Genomic DNA, 20,897 nt, shown 5'->3' with positions numbered 1-20,897 from the left:
TTTTGTAATACTTCGGTAGGAAAGTTTATTCACAGAGTATGGTGGAAAAACTTTTTGACAACCTTTGCGACTTTTCAAGCACCTGCGAATACATTGAATTTATAAAATTCCTATTTGATTTTTTAAAAAACTCATTACATATCTGTTCCCTGTTCCCGTTCGGCTACGCTACCTCGGCTCCGGTTCCATCGAGTGAAGTCGAGATGCTCGGCACAAGTCACGGCAAGCCTGTTCCCTGTTCCCTTACTACGCAAATAAGTTCGTAATCAAATCGGATTCCTGTATAAGCAAATTTATATGCCTAGAAACTATATTGGGTTATCGTGTAGTTGCCACGATCCAGCTTTGGCAATTGTTAACTCTAATGGAGAGGTAGTATTCGCCGAAGCTGCGGAAAGATACCTGCAAAATAAACGGGCATGGTATAGCCCTCCAGACGATCTGATCCGGATGAGTGAGTTGCTCAACACCTATTGTGAAAAAGATGCCGATCTAATTTTAGCAAGTACATGGCAGCCATCAACTCTCCGAAAAGCGGAATTCTTTTACTTTAATTCGTTGTTCCAAAATCCAGTTATTCAATTTTTGTTAGGTTTCTTATCTACTGAAACACCTCTACCTGCCCCGCTTTCACAGTTATTAATTTCTGGTACTGCCAAAAATCTAGGCTTAAATACAGAATTTGTTTTCTTCTTAAAAAATCAAATAAATCCTCAAATTAATTCTCATTTGCAGGTGACTCGTAAGGCATTCGATCATCATCTGACCCATGCTGCGGCAGCTTGTTACAGTAGCCCTTTTGAGGAAGCATTGTGTGTGATTGCCGATGGCTATGGTGAAGGTTCATCCACTGCTATATTCCATTACGATCGCGGCACTCTCAAGCCCATTCCAAGGATAAAGCCTTCCATACCCAGTTTAGGAGTCTTCTTTGCTAAACTTTGTAACGCTTGTGGATTCGATTCTATCAAAGGGGAAGAATGGAAAGTAATGGGGTTAGCACCCTACGGCAAGCTAAATCAGACTCTCTATGATTCACTCAAAGGGCTAATGGAAGTAAAAAATGGGGGATTTATATACAAGAATAAACAACTAATTCAACAATATGAATCAACATTAAATCAGCACATATTAAAGCGTTGGGATAATCCCTACGATGCTGCCGATCTTGCCTATACAGGTCAACTTGTTTTCTCGGAATTAATGACAGATTTACTCAAAAGTGCTTATGAGATTTGTCCATCTGATCGTCTTGTCCTATCTGGTGGATGTGCGCTCAATTCAGCTTTTAATGGTCAGGTACTAGAATTAGTGCCTGAGTTTAAGAGTTGTTATGTTTTTTCTGCGCCCGGAGATGACGGTAATGCCGTTGGTGCGGCTCTACTTGCTTACTATAGCGATTGCCCTCCCCAGAATAAAAAACCTGCAAAGCTCCAATCACCTTACCTGGGTTCAACAATATCAGTGAAAACCTTGAGTAATTTAGAGCAATATAGCCGACTCAAAAAAGTTCCGTTGGAATGTGGCGAAACAGTCTCTCAAAAGGCGGCACAATTTTTGGTCGAGGGTAAGATTATTGGCTGGATGCAAGGCAGGGCAGAATTTGGCCCTAGAGCTTTAGGAAACCGTTCGATTCTTGCCGATCCCAGGTTGCCTGATATTAAATTGCGGCTGAATGTAGAAGTGAAATATCGGGAGGAATTTCGCCCATTTGCTCCAGCTATTTTGCATGAATACGGTGCTGAATATTTCGAGAATTATCAAGAAACTCCGTATATGGAGCGTGCTTTACGCTTTCATCCCCAAGCAGCAGAAAAAGTTCCAGGTGTAGTTCACGTTGATGGTACAGGTCGGCTTCAAACGGTTAAGCGAGATTGGAATCCCAGGTTCTACGATCTGATCTCAGCTTTTTTTCAACTAACAGGAATTCCCCTAATTCTGAACACAAGTTTCAATGTGATGGGAAAACCGATAGTTCATAGTGTGGAAGATGCGATCGCTGTTTTTATGACAACAGGCATGGATGTATTAATTATTGAAGATCGAATTTATTTAAAGTAGTCCGATGGTCAGTCTTAATGAAGTTAATCAATTCCAAATCCACAGTAACTATTACTTTGATCTCTACACTAATTTTAGCTAGTCTTATTTTTTTTATATTCAAGCGATTAAATACCCCAACCACAAATGGAAGAGAGAGTACCCTAGCAAATGTCTCAGGCACAAAAACATCACAGAAAAGTGTGACAGCGCTCGGACGAATCGAACCAAAGAATGCAGTTATCAAATTAACTGGGCCATCCTATCTTTATAGCGGTAGGGTAATGCGGATTTTAGTTAAAGAACAAGAGCAAGTAAAGCTTGGACAAATCATTGCCATTCTAGATATTTTTGATAAACAGCAAGCAGTGTTAAAGGCAGCAGAGCAAAAAGTTCAAGTTGTGCGATCGCAACTTAATCAAGTGCTAGCTGGAACAGCCAAAAAAGGGGAAATCGCTGCTCAAGAGGCAGCAATTGCTAGTTTAAAAGCTGAGTTCCAAGGTCAAATTGCTATCCAAAAAACTAAAATTGCTCGTTTGAAAATTCAATTACTGAAACAAAAAGATGTTGACACAGCAGCGATTATGCGTTTAAAAGCAAATTCAAATCAAGCAGAAATTGATTGTCAACGTTATGAAAATCTATTTAAAGATGGGGCTACCAGTAATGCTACTCGTGATAGTAAATGTTTAGAAGCCAAAACTGCTCTACAACAACTTAAAGAAGCAAAAGCCAACCAAGAGCAAATTATCACAACTTTGCCACAGGAAATTAATGAAGCAGAGTCCACAATGACACAAATTTTGTCAACTTTTCCGCAAAAGATTGCCCAAGCTAAAGCTATTCTTGACCAACTTCAGGAAGTTCGTCCTGTAGATATAGAAGTTTCTCGCTCCCAATTGAAGCAAGCGATCGTTGATGTGAAGCAGGCTCAATCAGAACTTGATTTAGCTTATGTAAAAGCACCTTTTCCAGGTCAAATTCTGAAAATTCACACTTGGCCAGGAGAAAGTATTGGTAGTGATGGAATTGTTGACTTCGGTCAGACTCAAGAAATGTATGTGGTTGCAGAAGTTTATGAAACTGATATTGGGCAAATTAAGCCAGGCCAAATTGCTGCTATCTCTAGTAAATCTTTACCATTTGAATTACAGGGTCAAGTAGAACAAATTGGCTTACAAGTTGGCAAAAAAGCTGTTTTTAACAACGATCCTAGTTTAGATATGGACGCTAGAATATTTGAGGTTAAAATTAAAATAAATTCAGATTATACAGATAAAATTACTCATTTAATTAATTTACAAGTGGAAGTGAAAATTGATACTAATTCTTAATATATAAGACTCTTATTTAATTTTTTAATAAGACTCACTACGTATCCATCCCTTTTTTCTATTCCCTGTTCCCTATCCACGCAAGTAAATTCAGGAATCAAACAGGATTCCTATATAGGTTTAATGTTTCCACCAATTTCTTTAGCTTGGCTCCAGTTAAATCATAAAAAGTCTCGCTTAATAATCAGTATTATCGGTGTGGCTTTTTCTGTAGCTTTGATGTTTACGACTACAGGATTAAAAGATGCACTTTTTGAAGATTCTGTCACTATACATAAAACTCTCCAAGCTGATTTAGTTATTCTTTCTGCTGATTTTCAGTCATTTTGGACAATCCATACCAATCCATTTCCTCGCCGGATTATTTATAGTCTGTCAGCCATTAATGGTATAGTTTCTGTCAATCCTTTTTATGTGGCTTTTGCCGGGTTTAAAAATCCTGATTTAAAGACTAAAAAAAATATAGGCGTTGTTGCTTTTAATCCTGATAAACCTACTTTTAATTTGACTGAAGTTAATCAGCAAATATCAGTTATTAGAAACGATGAAACTTTTTTATTCGACCGCCTTTCTCGTCCTGAATATGGTGAAATTGTAGATAAATTTAAAGCTCTGAAAAAACCAGGCTCAGTTGTAACTGAATTATTAGATAACCAAATTAAAATTGGTGGTTTTTTTTCTATTGGGGGAGGAGTGTTTTCTGCTGATGGATTGTTAATTACTAGCGACTTAAATTATGCCAATATTTTTAACAGACCTATAGAAAAAGTACATTTGGGTTTGATAACCATAACACCAGGAGTATCTCCAGAAGAGATGATTGACAAAATTAATCAAAAACTATCTTACCAAGTTAAAGTAATAACTAAGGCAGAGTTCATAAAACTGGAAAAATTGTATTGGCAAAAGGCAACTCCCATAGGTATAATATTCAATATTTTATCATTAGTTGGTTTTATCTTTGGAGCAGTAATAGTCTACCAAATTATTTTCACCCAAATTTCGGATTACATATCTATATATGCAACATTTAAAGCGATTGGATATACAAATTTTTATATAATAGCTTTAGTTTTACAAGAATCATTTTTGATATCTATCATCGGTTATATCCCCGGATTATTAGTCAGCTTAGGCTTATATAAATATATTCAATATAATACTCGTTTGCCAATGATCTTAACGATTGAGAAAATTCTTACAGTCATATCTTTAACAATATTTATGTGTATTTTTGCAGCACTTATGAGCATTTTTAAACTGAAAGATGCAGATCCAGCAGAATTATTTCAATGAATTATTTAGTAGCTAAAGAATTATACAATGGAACTTAATTATGTTATCGAGATGCATAATATTAACCACTATTATGGTAAGGGTTCATTACGCAAGCAGACTTTATTCGACATAAATCTGACAGTTAAATCAGGAGAAATAGTTATTCTGTCTGGCCCGTCAGGTTCAGGTAAAACAACTTTGCTAACATTGATAGCAGGATTACGTTCTATTCAACAAGGAAGTATTAAAATTTTAGGGACAGAGATATTCAAAGCGAGCAATCAAAAACTTTTACAACTACGTCGTCAACTTGGTTATATTTTCCAAGATCATAATCTAGTCCCTTTTTTAAATGTTGTTCAAAATGTGGAAACCTCTCTATTACTAAATAAAGAGCTTTCTAAAAAAGAAATTCGCCGAAAAGCAGAAATAATTTTAGAAGAAGTTGGATTGGGACAACAAATGTATCGAAATCCAAATCAACTTTCTGGAGGACAAAAACAAAGAGTTGCGATCGCCAGAGCCTTAGTCACAGAACCCAAAATAGTTCTAGCAGATGAACCAACAGCATCCTTGGATAAAAATACTGGGCGTGATGTTGTTGATATCATACAAAGATTAGCGAAACAGCGAGGATGTACTGTGATTTTAGTAACTCACGATAATCGTATTCTTGATATTGCCGATCGCATTATTAGTTTAGAAGATGGTCGTTTATCCGTTTCTAAGGGAGAACTATTACTCGACATCAGTAACTTTTTCTCAGCAATTAATGATATTGAAACTAATCAAATTAGTAGCATGATTGCAAGCTTAAATAGTGAAAAATTTGCAGACTTTCTAAACAAATTAAATCGAGAGTTTAAACAGTTATTACAAACAGTCAATCTATTCAAAGACCGTTCTTTTAACAATAAAATAGATAGGATTATTAAGGTTATATCGCTTAAAATTGCTCAAGTTCTCAAGGCAGAACAAGTAACATTTTTTATTGTAGATTGCGAACGCCAAGAACTTTGGTCTAAAAATGCTATAGGTTTCAACCAAGAATTAATTAGTATCAGAATTCCTTTTAATACCGGAATTGCTGGATATGTAGCATCAACAGGAAGAAGTGTTAATATTCCCGATCCTTACACCGATCCTAGATTTAATCGCAAAATTGATCTGGAAACTGGTTTTAGGACAAAAAATATTCTATGTTTACCAATATTTAATTCTCAGCAGGAGGTATTCGCTGTAGCTCAAATCCTCAATAAAATTGGTGATATACCTTTTGATCGTGAAGATGAGCAAAAATTTTTTTTATTGACTAAATCTTTAGGAGTTATTCTGGAGACAAGTATTTTATATATCCAACAAATATCCTCCTCAGGAGGGGAAAATGATTAACCATTTTTCCTCAAAATCAAAAATATGTAAGTTAAATGTCCAACAACTTAAATAATAAAATATGGATATTTTTACACGTATTGAATCAAACGTTCGGAGTTATTGTAGAAGCTTCCCCACAGTTTTTGTGAAAGCTATAGAACATGAAATATTTGACGAAAACGGCAATAGCTATATTGACTTTTTCTGTGGTGCTGGAGCGTTAAATTACGGACATAATAACCCAAAATTTAAACAATATCTGCTCGACTATATTCAAGGGGACGGTATTACCCATAGTCTAGATATGTATACCCAAGCTAAAGGTCAGTTTCTCGAAGCTTTTGAAGAACTGATTCTTAAACCGAGAAACCTAGACTACAAAGTAATGTTTCCAGGCCCGACAGGTACAAACGCTGTTGAAGCAGCGTTAAAATTAGCACGCAAGGTTAAAGGAAGACCAACCATTGTTCATTGTAAAAATAGTTTTCATGGGATGACACTAGGCTCTCTTTCAGTTACTGACAATCAAAAATATAGAAATGCTTCAGGTGTTCCACTCAGAAATTCTTACTCAATTCCGTTTAATAACCAACATCATGAATGTGGGCAAGAATTAGATAAATTTTTCGAGCAATTAAACTTCCTTGGTGAAAAACCAGCCGCAGTCATTTTAGAAATCGTTCAAGCCGAAGGTGGTATTAATGTTGCTAGTGCATCATGGCTAAAACAGCTTTGGCAACAAACTCAAAAGCAAGATATCCTACTCATCGTTGATGATATTCAAGTAGGGTGTGGAAGAACTGGAACTTTTTTCAGCTTTGAACAGTTTGGATTAAAACCAGATTTAGTCTGCTTATCGAAGTCAATTAGTGGCTATGGAACCCCAATGTCTTTACTCCTGATTCGTCCTGAATTAGATTGTTGGGAACCTGGAGAACATAACGGTACTTTTCGCGGTAACAATCTAGCTTTTGTGACAGCTAGGGCTGCTATTCTTGAATATTGGCAAAATAATGAATTATTAACAGAAATTAACCAAAAGGCCAGCATATTAACCCAAAAGCTACAAGAAATAGTAGACTTATTTCCGGCACTTCATGGCAAGCATCGGGGTCGAGGTATGATTCAAGGAATTGCTTGTCATTCAACTGAAATTGCCTCAAAAATCAGCCAAACAGCTTTTCAGCGAGGATTGATTCTCGAAACTGCTGGTTCGCATAATGAAGTTCTCAAACTGTTGCCACCTTTGACAATCAGTAATGAAGCTTTATACAAAGGATTAGCGATTATAGAAGAATCAATTGATTATTCTCTAGCAAGTAATCTTAGTTTATCAGGGTATGAAAAGCACTAGTAGAGCCAGAACTGTTCCAATTGGACGACCGATCGCTAATACTCAAGTTTATATTCTCAACCAATATCTACAACCAGTTCCAATTGGTGTTATTGGCGAACTTTACGTTGGTGGAGATGGTGTAGGCAGAGGCTATCATAATCGCCCCGAACTGACCCAAGAGAAGTTTATTCTTAACCCTTTTAGCAAAAAAACAAATGAGCGTCTCTACAAAACAGGAGATTTAGCTCGCTACCTTCCTGACGGCAACATTGAATATGTGGGTCGCTGCGATCATCAAGTAAAAATTCGGGGTTTTCGGATTGAATTGGCAGAAATTGAAGCAACTCTTGTTTCCCATCCTCAAGTTCAAGAAGCTTTAGCGATTGTCTGGCAAACTCCATCGGAACTAGAGCAACTTGTGGCTTATGTAGTTTCAAAAAAATCTTGCTTGGAGGAATCGCAACTGCGCCAATTTCTCAAACAAAAACTGCCTGATTACATGGTGCCATCGAGCTTCATCATGTTAAAAGAAATGCCCTTAACCCCCAACGGAAAAATTAATCGGCGAGCATTACCATCCCCAAGCCATTCTACTAAGCAGGGGGGTGAGTTTATTCCTCCCCGTAATGTTGTAGAACTCCAACTTGCACAGATTTGGTCAGAGGTGCTAGATGTCGATCGCATTGGCATCAGGGATAATTTCTTTGACTTAGGTGGGCATTCTCTGCTTGCAGTTCGCCTCATGACCAAAATTGGGCAAAAGTTCCAAAAAACCCTGCCCTTAGCAACACTTTTTCAATCGCCAACCATTGAACAGCTAGCTAGCCTTCTGCAAGCTCCAATCATAGTTTCCACAGGTTCTCCCCTAATCCCTATTCAGCCCCAAGGTTCTCTTCCTCCCCTATTCTGTATTCATCCTGGCGGCGGTCATGTCTTTTGCTATGTGGAAATGGCAGGGCAACTATCCCCCACTCGCCCAGTATATGGATTGCAAGCATTTGGTCTTGAGAGCGATCGCCAACCATTAACCAGCGTCGAGGAGATGGCGGATGAGTATATTAAGGCTATACGGCAAGTTCAGCCCCAAGAACCTTACTATCTGGTTGGTTGGTGCAGTGGTGGTATCATCGCTTTTGAGATGGCGCAGCAGTTATTAGCTAGTGGGTATCAAGTTGCTTCCTTAGTTTTAATTGATAGTTATCCACCAACGGCGGTCGATCGAAATGAGGACATCGATCGGGATATGCTCATGGCGATGCTGATCGAAGAGTTAAGTGGACTTTATGGCAAAGAACTAGCGATCGCCTTGGAGGAACTGTATCAACTAGACCCTCTAGATCAATTAAACCTCTTACTTGAAAAGGTGCAACAACTTGGCATCCTACCCAGTGATATGGAAATACAGCAGGCACAAAGATTATGGAATGTTTTCTGTACAAATTTCATGGCTTGCCGTCATTACCAACTAAAAACTTACCCTGCCAAAGCTTTATTAATATGTGCGAGTGAAAACAATCAGTGTAAGGTTCAAGATTCAAATTCCGGTTGGAACACTATTATCAATCATCTGAAAACCTGTACAATTCCTGGTAATCATTACACCATAGTCCAAACTCCCTTGGTCAAAAATCTGATTCAAGCACTAGAAATGGTTCTGGAAACACCGCAAGAAAAATGAGCAATCAACAATGGCGATTGCGATTGCGGAACTATCTATATCTTCTGAAATCGTATTTGGTTTTGTTCATTTCTAGCCAGCAATTCTCATTTTCAAATAAATAGGGTATTAACCCTCATTTTGAAATTCAAAATATAGTACAAAATAACTAGTTTTTCCGGGAGAGGAGATCGTAAAAAAACTTTTGGCTCGATAAATTAAGTATAAATACTCAATTTACTTGAGGATATTGCCTGAAAATAAAGGGGAGAAAGCCAGGAAAATAGTTATGTTTTGAGAAGAGAAAACTGAATCGAAAGAAAAATTTTCAAGGTGTGAATTTAACCGTTGCTGATGGACGGGCGGCGTTTTTGAATAAAACTGTCAAGAACAAAAAACTCTACAACACTGGAAAATATGCTCCTCATTACTGATGACTGGATCATAATAGAGTTACCGCCAAATAAGACCAGAAATCTTTGAAGAGCTTAAGAGCGATGGCGTAACCGTCATGAGCCAGTGGCGATCGCTCTAATAACGTAGCGTGGGTGCAGCGTAGAGGCTCTTTCAAGCGATTTCTGGACGGATGCTTGGAGCGGGATAAAGCACTTAACAAAAATTGTTAAACTTTTTTATTCCCATAGACTAAGGCAACCGCCTGAGCGACTTTTGTAAACTATCTTTACACCAAGTCAAAGTTATAGTTGCATTGTGCCTATAATAGGTTACGGCTAACTATAACTGGAAGTTAGCACCCTGTAAATGGTTATCGCTTGGATGACGCATCAAAGGCGATACCAAAGACAAGCAAAATTTATCGGCAGCGCAATAGTTTCTATTCCGTTGCCAACATGCACTTCTTTGCGATCGCATGTTGGTGAAAGTGTTGTCGGTTCGCAGACTAATTGAAAAAATCTCAACGGAGTAATCAGGGTTCTGGCTTGTTTTGTCGCAGACTAAGTGAAAATTTGTCGCAGACTATTTGAAAATTTCCTACCAAATTCGCAGACTATTTGAAATTTTCCGTCAAATGAGGACAAAAAGGTGCAACTCTTTACAGTACAAGGCTTTGGAGCAGTAATTCTGTAACTAGCGATCGCAGTTTACTACGAAAAACTTAGGGTTTCGGAAACATAATTTTCAATTAGTCCGCGAATATTTTCACATAGTCCGCGACAATTTTCACTTTGTCTGTGTGGGTTTGCAGACTAAGTGAAATTTTTTCAACGCAAGAATAAGGGTTTGAGCAATTTTTGTTGCAGACTAAATGAAATTTTCCACCAAAAGGGCATAAAACGTTCCAATTCATTACAAAACAAGGCTTTGAGCAAAAAATCTATCCAACAGCGATCGCCTGTAGCTACGAAAGAATCAGGGTTACACCAACAAAATTTCATTTAGTCCGCACAAATTTCACTTAGTCCGCACAAATTTCATTTAGTCTGCAAACCGACATCTGCGAACCGACAGTGTAGTATCTGGGGGAAAGTGGTTTTTATCGTAGATTATGTCGGATAAAAGATAAGGGTTACTTATTTTGTCTTCAACCCGCGATCGGGTATACTGTCACTGAAAGCATAAGATGAGCAAGTTGCTCGCTTTATGGTTTCAAAGCAGGTTGCTCAATTTTATAAAAAAGTTCAACAATTCTAGTCTCTCAAAGCATTGATTTTTCGTGGTTGGCTGCAAGTCCACGTAAAAATAAGTTGAACAATTTGGGGATGGGAAAGAGGTCACTCTACCACTTTTTCAACACAGATGTCACTGAAAGCATAAGATGAGCAAGTTGCTCACTTTATGGTTTCAAAACAGGTCGCTCATCTTATGCTTACGGAAAAGGAAGCACCGTCCAGTAGCTCTGGTCTGGGTTCAACTGACTACACTCGGTATAATCGAGAGAATTTCCAAACCCTCAACAGGATTAATTCCAAGTTTGTAACACCACCTTAAAAATTTAGTGAGAGTAGGTTTTCGCCGGTATTTAGCTGGCGGGGTAACTTGGGAAAAAGAAGTCAAACTAAGTGTTGGCATAGCGCCGAAAATCTGGCCAACAGATTGAGCAGCCCACTTTTCCCAATCAAACCGAGACCCTTGAGAAAAAGAAGTATTGTCTACAAACCGGCCCAGCCATGCATTACACACACAACAATAACCAAGAGAATTGCAGTCCAGATTGAGAAACTGTTGAAAACAACCACAGTACAAGCACCGTAGTTGTAGGTAACGTTGGTGAACTGGACAAACACTGACAGGTTCTATTGTCCACAACAAAGGGTTATAAATAGGTTTTCCAGCTTCACGCCAGTCTTGATAGCAGCCAGAACACCAACGTTGTTCAGTATGGAAAATATGACTGAAGTTAAGCCGCCAGGAGTGCCATTGAAGTAAAGTCAGAAAACTCAGATCAAGCCTAGCAGTTAATTTCTCAACGATGGCAACCAGCTTTTCAACATGTTGCGTTCGGTCTAACCAAAATTTAGCAGACTGCTGTTGTAAAAGTGCAGGCTCTCGATGCCAAGCATTGATGAGCATTTTGATAGCATCATCAGCTTTCAAGAAATCGGGTGGTTGGTTGCTCTGAATAAATAACGGCGTAATTTTATAGCGAATTAAACTAGCAATCGAGACACCATGTGCAGCAGCCAAGCGCTGTAAGTAACTAGTAAAACTTTCAACTGTGGGTGTACCAAAACCTATTGGTTTAAGAGAATAAAGATGGCTGCGTTTTGGAAGTTGGTTCATCGTTAAGTCCCACGACTCATAATTAGCCAAACTTTCAACCGACATTTTCACCACCTCCAACAGGACGACGTTGAGGTTTAGTATTACCAGTAGTAGAGCGACGAGATTTAGTATTGGTTGTATTGGTTGTCTGGGACGTGCTATGTGTAGCTGACCCATGATGAGATTCTAAACCTAAAGCAATTCTCAAAGCCGAACTATCTGGGGTAAACTCAAGTTGCTTTTCTCCTAATCGTGTTTCGTTGAAGATAATCATGCATTGTTCATGAGAGTAAGCAGAAGATTTTAAATGCGACAGAGTGAGAGTTTTAGCTCCATCCAGTAACGCTGTTGCCAATGCTTGAGATAACCAATCTTTGAGAATACCAACACAACCGAAACTGCGTTCGTAGCAAAAATCCCAGTATTTAAGTAAATCAGGCTCTTCTTCAAAAGGTAAATGACGTTGAAAAGTTTGAACAACACCTCTGAAAGCTTTTAAATCTTCTTCATTCTCGACTTTGTATCGCTCAAAATGAATATCCAGGCTACGCCTGCACAACTGGGCACTCAAGTTACGAAGTATCAACAAGTCATAAGTACCTGCCAGTACGAATTTGACTTGAGTAAGGTTTGCTAGCGACTTAATACAGTCTGTCTGGTCGCGTAATTTTCGACCACTGGCAACTTTACTGAGATTTTGTGCTTCATCAAGGCAAAAAACTTTCAGACGACGATGTTTAAGAGCAGCTTCTAAGGATGTTTTCAACTTCAAATTAGTAATTCGACCATAACTAGGTAACTGAATGCAAGGATCTTGGAGAACGCCCAAAGCACGTAGATAAAAATCTTTCCAATCAAAATTACTAAATTCCGGGGTAGCAACTTCGATATTAGCAATAGGAATAAAACCTTTATCTAGTTCCATTTCTTTGTGAAAAGAAGCTAGTAACCTTTGTGTGATGCGACGTAATAAGGTAGTTTTACCTACACCTGTTGGCCCAAATAAAAAGATTAAAGAAAAGAATCCTGGGTCATCAATTGCATTTTTGAGTTTCTCTGCTGCTATTAATAATTTGGGGTGCGCCATTGTATATTGCTGGAAATAAGAAATTCTGTCAGCAATAGGTAGAGTTAGTAATTCTTGAGGAAAGCTATAATCATGTGCCATTAGAACTCTCCATAATATTCAAGGGTTTCCGTGATATATGCAGTCAAATTGCTGATAGTTTCACAATTTTTACCTTCATTGGTCGAGTCATCTCCTAGACAATCATTATTTTCCTCTGCCGCAAATTCTGAGAAATTTAACTTTGGTTCCGGGATCAAATTATTTTGAATAATTTTGTGAACTTTGTCATGTTCAGTATCGCGCAAGCGTTGTTTGAGGATAGCGCCTTCTTGAGCAAATTTTGAGTTTAAAAATTCTACTAATTCCCGATCATTTATTGTTAACTTACGTCCGTAATTGCGTTGGCGCTGATTAAGTTCTGCACTCGCCAGCCGAATTTCTTTTTCGGAACGTCCTTGGAAGTATTGATAGTAAGAAGAAATGCATTTTACCCACTGTCCTTGTGCTAGTGCATAAGCAATTCCTGCATTCCAAGGGTCGTAACGAACCCACAGCATTGATTTTTCGATTTCTGGATCACGGAATACATCTGCCCAGTAATAAATATTGTGTATTTTGACACCCTTCCCTGGTTGAACTTTACGCTTTCGTTGATCTGGTGCTGGTAGAGTCAGAATCTGGAATAATTCGTCATATGCTACTCTTCGGTGTAAGCGACTTCCACCTGTTGCTAATCCGGTGACAAAAGCATCGCACGGACTAGTACCTAATGCCGGATGCAATCGTTGGTCATAAACCGAATATGCCCATTCACAAAAGGCAGAGTACAGTTCTTCTAGTGTCCAAATTGCTAATCTTTCTGGACTGACAGATTTGGTGACTTTACGGTGAAGGCGTTTGATTTGGGTGTTACCTTGCAACTCATGAATAAACTGCGTGTTGGCAGTCCCAAATAGTCTTTCAACAATTGAACCAAACCGAGCATGTGCTGGCGGTCGATACTTCAGCGTGCAAGTATAAGATGCCAATAATTGTTCAAAATAATGACTGTGAAACTCTTTTCCATTATCTACAACAATATTTTGCGGAAACCGTCCAAATCTAGCAACGCATATGCGAATTACCATCATACAATCACGGTAGCTTGGCTCATCGAAGGTCAGATAAACTGATAAAATTCTTCGACTATATGCATCAACCATAAAGGTTGCCCAAGGACGACCTAAATTCTGATGAATTGAGTTATTTGTAGCAATATGACAATTAGTTAGAGATTCGAGTGAACTAACTAATTCAATGTCAATTTGAGTATGGTCAATGTGGACAATCTCAAAAGGACGACTGCCATGCCGTGGAGTAGTTTGCTCTAATTCCCAATAAAATGGTTCTTCGGAAATAGCTGCTCGATTACCAAGACGTTTTCTAGTTTGATGGTGTCCGCTTCGCTGTTTGATAGCTTGGCAAAATGTGATTCTCGATGGAGGTTTGAATGGGGGTTCATGGGTTTGGCAAGCTAAGACAAATGCCTCGTAAACCCGTAATTTTCTGCGTTGTTTGGGTGTTTCATAATGCTCCTTGATAAAATCGAGCATAAATTCTTGGGTTTGAGAATCAATTTTTGGAGTCCGATTGCCTTTACTGTTATGCTTGGGCAGTAATCCCAGGTATCCATGACCGTAGATAAGTAAGGCTTTTTGGTATTGAGTGCGCCAACGACGGATTGTACTGCTTGGATATGCTCTTGGATTATCTCCTAAGTATGGTTGTATTAAATTGTAGCGACGGTTGGCTTCTATAATATCTTCACAAGTTGCGTGTTTGAGAATTTCAGATGCTGCTTTAATATTTGAGGTTTGTGTTGTCTCAACTCCCACAATTTTACCTGTATCAATCAATGCTGTGAATGCTACATTTGGTAGTTCTATAAGTTTGCTATCTGCACGTAATAGTCCAGTAGTTGTCGTTCCAGTATTTACTATCTCCCATGACTCTCCATCCCAAGAAATATTAGTACCTACTGCTATTTGTAGTAATATTTGATTGCTAGTTAGGTTTGTAGACTCTATTGAGTTAAGATGCTCATAAGATAAAGCAACATCTTTGTTAATAAATACGAGTACGGTTTCTGGTTGACAAAGTTTTACTTTATAAAGTTCTACGTAAAGTTTATCTGTGGCAATTAACCAATAAATAACATCGGTATTTATTGATTCAATTTGTAACAGTTCTGCTAGGGTTATTCCTGGATAATCTTTTACAGTGGCTTCAATCAAACTTTGGTCGGTTTTGTTTATAATTTCTGATGAGTATCCGAAGTAATCTAACAGCCAAATTAGATTTTGTTGAAAGTTCCAATTAATTACAGCATCTGACCATACATGGAAATCCAAACCATGAAGATGAGCGTATTCTTCACCTGGGGGACAATGCCACTTGCCATCTGAGTTTTTGCAGTAGCGATTTGGATTCAATTCGGTCAGCTTGTTGAGTTCAAGTTCTGTTTTGCATTCCTCCCAAAAAGCTGAATCTGTCCGAATTATAAAGAAATCGGGTGTATACTGGTGTCTATTTTTTCGCCCACTTTTGCTTTGATAGACTAATTCTATTGCTGGCGGTTGGTCGTAATATTCGAGTACGGATGGGTCATGTTCGAGTTCATAAATACGTGCTAATTCGTTATGATGGCTCTCGAATTGAATAGTCACTCCCATTTTTCTTGAGGGGTAACTGCCACAAACGTTTTTCTTTGCTCCGGTTACTCGACGAGATGGGTTGGTGCTGCGAATCTCCTCAACGATTGCCTGCGCTACTTGACTGAGGTTTTGTTGACGGCACCAATTGCTAAACTCTTGGTTGTCAAGCATAATTCTGGTTTAGGAAAGAGTGTTGCTTGCCAAAGTCTCTCCTACTGTTTATCTCAGCACAAGGCTGTATATTTATGAACGAAGTGTTGAAAATGTTTGCTCAACTTATAGTTTCTCAATCATGTTTTTGCTCAACTTATGCTTTCAATACTCTTCTGTTTGCTTGTTCCTTCTGACGGGGTTAATACTGTTTCAAGCAATCTGTTGCTCAACTTATGCTTTCAGAGTTGCTCATTTTATAATTACAGTGACAACAGAGACACCAAACTCAAATAAAAAAGTTCAACAATTAGGAGAGTGCTTCTACCCGAATGTGGGCGTGATGGGCTAGCCCCGCCGGAGGCGATCGCTCTAGTAGTTCGCCAACCCAAAATTGCTGGGTGGAGGTCGGCAGAGGAGCAAGGGAGCAGGGGAGCAGAGGAGAGATTTGTACAAGTTCTTTCCCCCTTGCCCCTCCGCACCTCTGCCTCTCTGCTTGCCACAACGCTTGCGTTACCTTGGCAGACTACTAGTAATAATGTAGCGATCGCCTCCGGCGGGCGGTAAGACTTGCGAGCGATTCATGGACGGATGCCTGGAGCGGGGTAAAGCACCCAACAGAAATTGTAGAACTTTTTTATTTATTGTTGGACTTTATTATTTGTTGTTGAACTTTTTTATTCCTCTACAATCGCAAGAATGAAGTCACGAATCCCACGCCCGGATAAGAAAACGTTTTAAACCGAATGGCACTAAGAAAAGCCGAAATGCTTAAATGCTTGTGGGTTAAGCAGTTTGCAACTGCTTTCGTAATTCGTGCCGGGGTTTGGTCATTAAGGGATAAGCTTTTGGGCGGCGTTTACGGACTCTTGGTTCGTTTCAAGGCAAAGCGATGGCATAGGCGATCGCAAACTCAGCGTGTCTTTCGTGGCGTAGTTTACCGCCGTAGGCATCGCTTCCATGACACTGCCATCTTGGACGACCGCCTGACCCCTCCTCCACTGTTCAATAGCTTTCAAAGCTGTAGCCCTTATTCCGTATAGCTTAGAGCTTTTCTTAGTGCCATTCAACCTTGGGGCTAGATGGATTAAATCTTACCCTAGCCCAGATAGTCCCACTTTGTTTCCAACTTGATTGCTGATCAGGCAAGTCCCCTTGTCAATAAGGTTTGAGACGCGCTAACCCTGCTATCTGGTACTGTAGAAGCATTACTTGAAGATATGCTTGAGTTAAGAAAAGTTCTAGAGTATCACGTAGTAGCTCGAAAAATTGTTGCAGTAGATTTGGCATTGCTAGATTTATCCCAACTAAGTTGAAAACGGTTTGACTAATGCTCTTTCATCTTATTTTCATCTTATTGTATTGACTCACCCAAATTCAACCAAGAAATATCAGTTATGTCGAATTCATCAAATATCAACAGTAACTCTATTCCTGACAAACTAGAATCAGGTAAGAATAGAGAGCAAATTTTCCAAGAATTTCTCGTACTTGCTAATAGTCCAGATGCGACTGCTGACAACCCAGCATTATTGTATAAAGGTGTGCAGAATTCGCCCTATGAACCAGACATTAATAATTACCCAATTCGCCTGAGATACCTACAAAATCCCGCAGAATTACTCGTTCGACCTTATCCCCAAGTTGGAGAATTACCTCAAATTTCACCCCAGGGTTTAGAATTTATACATCCAGATATTCAAGAGGCTTGTATCTGTGTTGGTCGTTTATCTGATGGGAAGATAAAGGCACACTGGATGGGAAGAAACGCTCTGAAGAAAAATCAATTTTGGAGTGGAACAAAAATCATCCCGTTACTGAATATTGTTTCTCAATTAAATACGAAATTTCCTGATGTAGATATTGATAATTGCGCGATTGTGGATTCAGAAAATCCCCAAAAAACTGTATCTTTTTTTAACGCAGCGAATGACATAGTTAGTTATCAAAACAAAATAGCTAGTTCCAACGCCTTAGCTGCTATGTGTAAACGATTTGAAACTTGGGAGGGCTTAGAATTATGGGTAAAAAAAATCACCGGAAATCAAGATTTAGTTTTCCGTGGACGTTACGGTGAACTACCTTATATTAATCAGCCAAGATTGCATGATTTAAAAACAGAAAATGTCCTGCTCAAAGCTGCTCCAGAAACTACTATTGGAGACAATCTTGTAACCGCCTACGATTTGGTGAGGTTTATCTCCATGTTAGGCTGGCATCACCATCTATCCCCAGAATCTCGATTACCTGGAGCGCAATGGGATAGTCTAGAACCTCTTGTCAGAGCGATGGGTTCAGATGCCTGTCGTTACATTGATCAAGCTATCCTAGCGTTGGGTTTGGAAAAAGTTGTTACATCTCCCACAATTATCTCAAAATTAGGTGATGGGTTCAGTGATTCTCGACAAAGTACTGAAATAGTTTATGTCGCACTGGTACAATTTTTGGATGAACGTCCCAAGGCTCATAATCATCCACCTGTGCTAAGAACTATCAGCATGACTTTACGCGGAGTGAAATCATTTCAGGAAACCAATCCTGATAAAATTGATTCCGCAAAAAAACGGGATGCAATTGAGCTAGATGCTAGAGTGGCAGCCGAAGTTACTGAAATTATGCGCCGAGTGATGACAGAAGAACTATAGACGAATGTTGTCTTTTATGGTTATCTTGAGAGCTGTTTTCAAAGCAGAAGGCTCTTGATACGATTCTGAGCAGTTTTTCACTAGAGCGGTAAAACTAACTTGAGAGTTGAGACTAAAGGCTTAATTACGTTTGCTAAAAAGAAAATCTCAAACGAGTTTTCTATGTTTCCAGGCTCACTCTAGCAAATTTTACCACTGTAGGAAAAAACCTAATTACTTATTGTTGTGTGGGGATAGTTGGTCTAATTATCACAGCCGAAAATTTCTGCCTTTTCAAGCTATTTCTTCTTGTTTGTGGGTAATAATCGTGCAATCTGAGGTTGGATGAGCAATACAAATTAGCACATAGCCTTGAGCGATCTGCTCATCGTCTAAATAAGACTGTTCTGACTGATCAACGGAACCATCAACCAATTTCCCAGTACAAGTCGAGTAGACTCCCTGACGACAGGAATAGGGTAACTCCATCCCCTCCATTTCAGCAGTTGAGAGAATATATTCATCTTCGGGAACATTTACCGTTTGGTTAATTCCTTCTTCTTCATTCATCAATTGAATTTTGTATGTCGTCGTCATAACTGTAGACCTCGTTATCAAAGTAATACTCTTCAATTGTTGCGGAATAGACACCAAATATTGTCAGAGATTGAAATCAGCAAATACCGGGGTATGAGTAGCATTCACGTAGAAAACCGGGTTAAGATATATTACATAAGCAATACAAGGATTTTTAGAAGCTGAAACCCTTATTTTATCGTTGAGCAGTGACTCGACGATCAGCAGAGCGTCAATCACCTTGGTTATCAGAAAAATCTTTATCTAATAAGGCTTTTAAGCTTAACTCGGTTTTCTGTTGCGATGATACTCATACCCCAATAAGAGAGAGAATCCATTAGGGGGCGATGGAATACACCTCGCTTTTAGAGCGATCACACTTCTACGGACTACAAAAGCATAATTCTGATCTTTTCTGAAACAATTATTTACTAGTGTGGTAAAACTTACTAGAGAAGACGACTCTCTAAATTAGCCAAGTAACCCTTGGGATCTCTGCGAAATCGATATTGTTCAATTCTGGCTTTATGGTGTTTTTTCAGTTGAGAGCGTAATTCGAGCCAAGTATGAATATCAACTTGTGCTAAATCAGATGCGGTAAAAGAATGAAGTTTAGTAGCGATTGCACAGGCAAGTTTGACAGAACCACGAATAACGAGGGATGAGGGGGCAACTTTACGACCAGTACAACGACGTTGATGATGACGTAGCATACCAAAAGCATGTTCTAAGTCATTATTAGTTCTGGGAAAGTCTTCAATTTCATAACAATGAAAAAGTCCAGACCAGTAGTTATGAGTGGTTTTTATAAAGTTATCGATTGCGGTACTAAGTGTACCAGCTTTCTGCTTTTGTTGGGACATTTCTGTTAATAGTTGCTGATAGCTTTGTTTGACACCAGCAGCATTAAGACCTATTTTATTATTGAGAATATCACTAGCTTGTATCTTCCCACTGATATGCAACTATAACAGGTGAAAATAAAGATGCAGTCGCAGATAAACCCTTAGCTATCAGGTGTTTTAGGTTGACTAAGGGTGGGGTTAAAGCACTTTTTTTTCCATCCGTTCTAAGCTTTGCTCTATCAATGTCAAATTTGATTGTAACTTTAATCCTCATGCCTCTAACGGTGGATGACCATCATTAGTTATAGAACTACGTACTGCCGAGCAATAATCTTCGATAATAGTTGCCATTTCCTGAGTTTCATTAGTAACACTACGTTCAATGTCTCGTAATCCTCTAACTTTTTTCTTTAATTCCTTTTTTGCATGTCGATCCGCCTCATATATGGGTTTAATCGCTTCCTTCAAATAATGGTAATGACATAAACCGTGAGCAATTCTAGGTAATGCTAACCTAACAGCTTTGCGAATTGATTGTTGCCCATCACTAACAACTCCATCAATTGGTACATCCAGAGTATTAGCTACTTCTAATAATAACGCCACTAAATCTTCATTTCTTGATGATAATAAGGTTTTAGCTAGTAAGATTTCTCCTGATAAGCAATCTCGAATTACCCATAATACCTCATGTCCAATTTCTGGCTGCATCCCATCAATGGCTAATATCACCCGTCCTTGATTAGCCACTATTGCTTTTAATCTTTTATGGTCTTTTAGCCATAAAGAAAGTAATTCGTCATATCTGTCAATTAGGTGTGTGACCGTTCTTTTACTTATACATATACCCTTTAATTCAAGGTGAGCGTGTATTTGGGTAACACTTCTATGTTCCTGGTAGCGTAATGCTCCTATATAAGCAATCACATCTAAACCAAATTCGTTTTGTGGTAGAGCGAGTGACCCTTCTTGCTCTGGTCGATATGCTTTTTTATACCGCATACATGACTTATTTCGACATTGCCGAATTTTTAGCTGTAGTTCTACTACCCCATTTAACGTTCTTATATGTCGAGGATTATTGTATTCATTCCACATTGCTTGACCACACGAAGGGCATTTTTTTTGAACACAATCTAGTACTTCAAACGATGTTGCCTCTGGTTTTAAACTTTTTCTTACCAAGTTTTTGCACCA

At 38.7% G+C, this 20,897-nt stretch carries 16 protein-coding genes and 1 pseudogene; 9 read left to right on the top strand and 8 right to left on the bottom strand.

The features are described 5' to 3' along the window. The first annotated feature begins 297 nt into the window (after positions 1–297). The 6 genes from FD723_RS37485 (at position 298) to FD723_RS37460 (ending at position 9,040) form a co-directional block, all read left to right on the top strand. A complete protein-coding gene (locus FD723_RS37485; protein ID WP_179070240.1) occupies positions 298–2,061 on the top strand; it encodes a carbamoyltransferase C-terminal domain-containing protein in 1,764 nt (587 codons plus the stop codon). A 182-nt stretch (positions 2,062–2,243) separates the two neighbouring features. Beyond that, positions 2,244–3,374, top strand: coding sequence for an efflux RND transporter periplasmic adaptor subunit (locus FD723_RS37480; RefSeq protein ID WP_256875378.1), 1,131 nt, complete (start codon positions 2,244–2,246; stop codon positions 3,372–3,374). 123 nt (positions 3,375–3,497) lie between these two features. After that, complete coding sequence (devC, locus tag FD723_RS37475) at positions 3,498–4,670, top strand: ABC transporter permease DevC (protein ID WP_179070238.1); 1,173 nt, start codon at positions 3,498–3,500, stop codon at positions 4,668–4,670. Positions 4,671–4,721: 51 nt separating this feature from the next. Further along, positions 4,722–6,044 (top strand): ATP-binding cassette domain-containing protein, encoded by a 1,323-nt coding sequence (locus FD723_RS37470; RefSeq protein ID WP_256875377.1) that lies wholly within the window; start codon positions 4,722–4,724, stop codon positions 6,042–6,044. Positions 6,045–6,105: 61 nt separating this feature from the next. Further along, entirely contained in the window at positions 6,106–7,380 is a 1,275-nt protein-coding gene (ectB, locus tag FD723_RS37465; protein ID WP_179070236.1) for a diaminobutyrate--2-oxoglutarate transaminase, read from the top strand. Continuing rightward, a complete protein-coding gene (locus tag FD723_RS37460; protein ID WP_179070235.1) occupies positions 7,367–9,040 on the top strand; it encodes a non-ribosomal peptide synthetase in 1,674 nt (557 codons plus the stop codon). The genes ectB and FD723_RS37460 overlap by 14 nt, the downstream gene beginning before the upstream one ends. Before the next feature lie 421 nt (positions 9,041–9,461). On the opposite strand, the gene FD723_RS43640 is transcribed toward FD723_RS37460, so the two are convergent. After that, positions 9,462–9,590 carry a hypothetical protein gene (locus FD723_RS43640; RefSeq protein WP_256875376.1) on the bottom strand — a complete coding sequence of 43 codons (129 nt, stop codon included), beginning with the start codon at positions 9,588–9,590 and terminating at the stop codon, positions 9,462–9,464. Positions 9,591–9,781: 191 nt separating this feature from the next. Here FD723_RS43640 and FD723_RS37455 point away from each other — a divergent pair, with 191 nt between their 5' ends. After that, positions 9,782–9,928 (top strand): hypothetical protein, encoded by a 147-nt coding sequence (locus FD723_RS37455; protein WP_179070234.1) that lies wholly within the window; start codon positions 9,782–9,784, stop codon positions 9,926–9,928. A gap of 960 nt (positions 9,929–10,888) precedes the next feature. Here FD723_RS37455 and FD723_RS37450 read toward each other — a convergent pair. Genes FD723_RS37450 through FD723_RS37440 form a run of 3 tightly spaced genes read right to left on the bottom strand, consistent with a single transcriptional unit; the run spans position 10,889 to position 15,676 of the window. Next, positions 10,889–11,806: a TniQ family protein gene (locus FD723_RS37450; RefSeq protein ID WP_114084684.1), complete on the bottom strand. Its 918-nt coding sequence runs from the start codon at positions 11,804–11,806 to the stop codon at positions 10,889–10,891. Then, positions 11,796–12,911, bottom strand: coding sequence for an ATP-binding protein (locus FD723_RS37445; RefSeq protein ID WP_179070233.1), 1,116 nt, complete (start codon positions 12,909–12,911; stop codon positions 11,796–11,798). Before FD723_RS37445 ends, FD723_RS37450 begins: the two co-directional genes overlap by 11 nt. Beyond that, positions 12,911–15,676, bottom strand: coding sequence for a DDE-type integrase/transposase/recombinase (locus FD723_RS37440; RefSeq protein ID WP_179070232.1), 2,766 nt, complete (start codon positions 15,674–15,676; stop codon positions 12,911–12,913). The genes FD723_RS37445 and FD723_RS37440 overlap by 1 nt, the downstream gene beginning before the upstream one ends. Before the next feature lie 297 nt (positions 15,677–15,973). Here FD723_RS37440 and FD723_RS37435 point away from each other — a divergent pair, with 297 nt between their 5' ends. After that, entirely contained in the window at positions 15,974–16,222 is a 249-nt protein-coding gene (locus FD723_RS37435; RefSeq protein WP_179069846.1) for a hypothetical protein, read from the top strand. 312 nt (positions 16,223–16,534) lie between these two features. Here the strand turns inward: FD723_RS37435 and FD723_RS43635 are convergent, their stop codons facing one another. Together FD723_RS43635 and FD723_RS43630 are read right to left on the bottom strand one after the other, a co-directional pair. Beyond that, a complete protein-coding gene (locus FD723_RS43635; RefSeq protein ID WP_256875341.1) occupies positions 16,535–16,657 on the bottom strand; it encodes a hypothetical protein in 123 nt (40 codons plus the stop codon). 156 nt (positions 16,658–16,813) lie between these two features. Beyond that, complete coding sequence (locus FD723_RS43630) at positions 16,814–16,945, bottom strand: hypothetical protein (RefSeq protein ID WP_256875375.1); 132 nt, start codon at positions 16,943–16,945, stop codon at positions 16,814–16,816. Between the two features lie 107 nt (positions 16,946–17,052). On the opposite strand from FD723_RS43630, the gene FD723_RS37430 reads away from it, so the two are divergent. Continuing rightward, complete coding sequence (locus tag FD723_RS37430; RefSeq protein ID WP_179070231.1) at positions 17,053–18,300, top strand: hypothetical protein; 1,248 nt, start codon at positions 17,053–17,055, stop codon at positions 18,298–18,300. 273 nt (positions 18,301–18,573) lie between these two features. Here FD723_RS37430 and FD723_RS37425 read toward each other — a convergent pair whose 3' ends face one another. Then, positions 18,574–18,876, bottom strand: coding sequence for a 2Fe-2S iron-sulfur cluster-binding protein (locus FD723_RS37425; RefSeq protein ID WP_179070230.1), 303 nt, complete (start codon positions 18,874–18,876; stop codon positions 18,574–18,576). Between the two features lie 428 nt (positions 18,877–19,304). Further along, positions 19,305–20,798 (bottom strand): annotated as a pseudogene (locus FD723_RS37420) (ISNCY family transposase). Positions 20,799–20,897: the final 99 nt, after the last annotated feature.

This window comes from Nostoc sp. C052 (genome assembly GCF_013393905.1).
Taxonomy (GTDB): Bacteria; Cyanobacteriota; Cyanobacteriia; order Cyanobacteriales; family Nostocaceae; genus Nostoc.
Note: the sequence above shows the minus strand (reverse complement) of the source record. Positions and strands in the feature narration are given on the sequence as shown.

What these genes read in the sequence shown, in the direction of transcription:
- FD723_RS37485 (WP_179070240.1), top strand. Translation starts at nt 298, where the DNA reads ATGCCTAGAAACTATATTGGGTTATCGTGTAGTTGCCACGATCCAGCT.
- FD723_RS37470 (WP_256875377.1), top strand. Translation starts at nt 4,722, where the DNA reads ATGCATAATATTAACCACTATTATGGTAAGGGTTCATTACGCAAGCAG.
- devC (WP_179070238.1), top strand. Translation starts at nt 3,498, where the DNA reads ATGTTTCCACCAATTTCTTTAGCTTGGCTCCAGTTAAATCATAAAAAG.
- FD723_RS37460 (WP_179070235.1), top strand. Translation starts at nt 7,367, where the DNA reads ATGAAAAGCACTAGTAGAGCCAGAACTGTTCCAATTGGACGACCGATC.
- FD723_RS37440 (WP_179070232.1), bottom strand. Translation starts at nt 15,676, where the DNA reads ATGCTTGACAACCAAGAGTTTAGCAATTGGTGCCGTCAACAAAACCTC.
- FD723_RS37445 (WP_179070233.1), bottom strand. Translation starts at nt 12,911, where the DNA reads ATGGCACATGATTATAGCTTTCCTCAAGAATTACTAACTCTACCTATT.
- FD723_RS37425 (WP_179070230.1), bottom strand. Translation starts at nt 18,876, where the DNA reads ATGACGACGACATACAAAATTCAATTGATGAATGAAGAAGAAGGAATT.
- FD723_RS37450 (WP_114084684.1), bottom strand. Translation starts at nt 11,806, where the DNA reads ATGTCGGTTGAAAGTTTGGCTAATTATGAGTCGTGGGACTTAACGATG.
- FD723_RS43630 (WP_256875375.1), bottom strand. Translation starts at nt 16,945, where the DNA reads ATGCCAAATCTACTGCAACAATTTTTCGAGCTACTACGTGATACTCTA.
- FD723_RS37455 (WP_179070234.1), top strand. Translation starts at nt 9,782, where the DNA reads ATGGTTATCGCTTGGATGACGCATCAAAGGCGATACCAAAGACAAGCA.
- FD723_RS37430 (WP_179070231.1), top strand. Translation starts at nt 17,053, where the DNA reads ATGTCGAATTCATCAAATATCAACAGTAACTCTATTCCTGACAAACTA.
- ectB (WP_179070236.1), top strand. Translation starts at nt 6,106, where the DNA reads ATGGATATTTTTACACGTATTGAATCAAACGTTCGGAGTTATTGTAGA.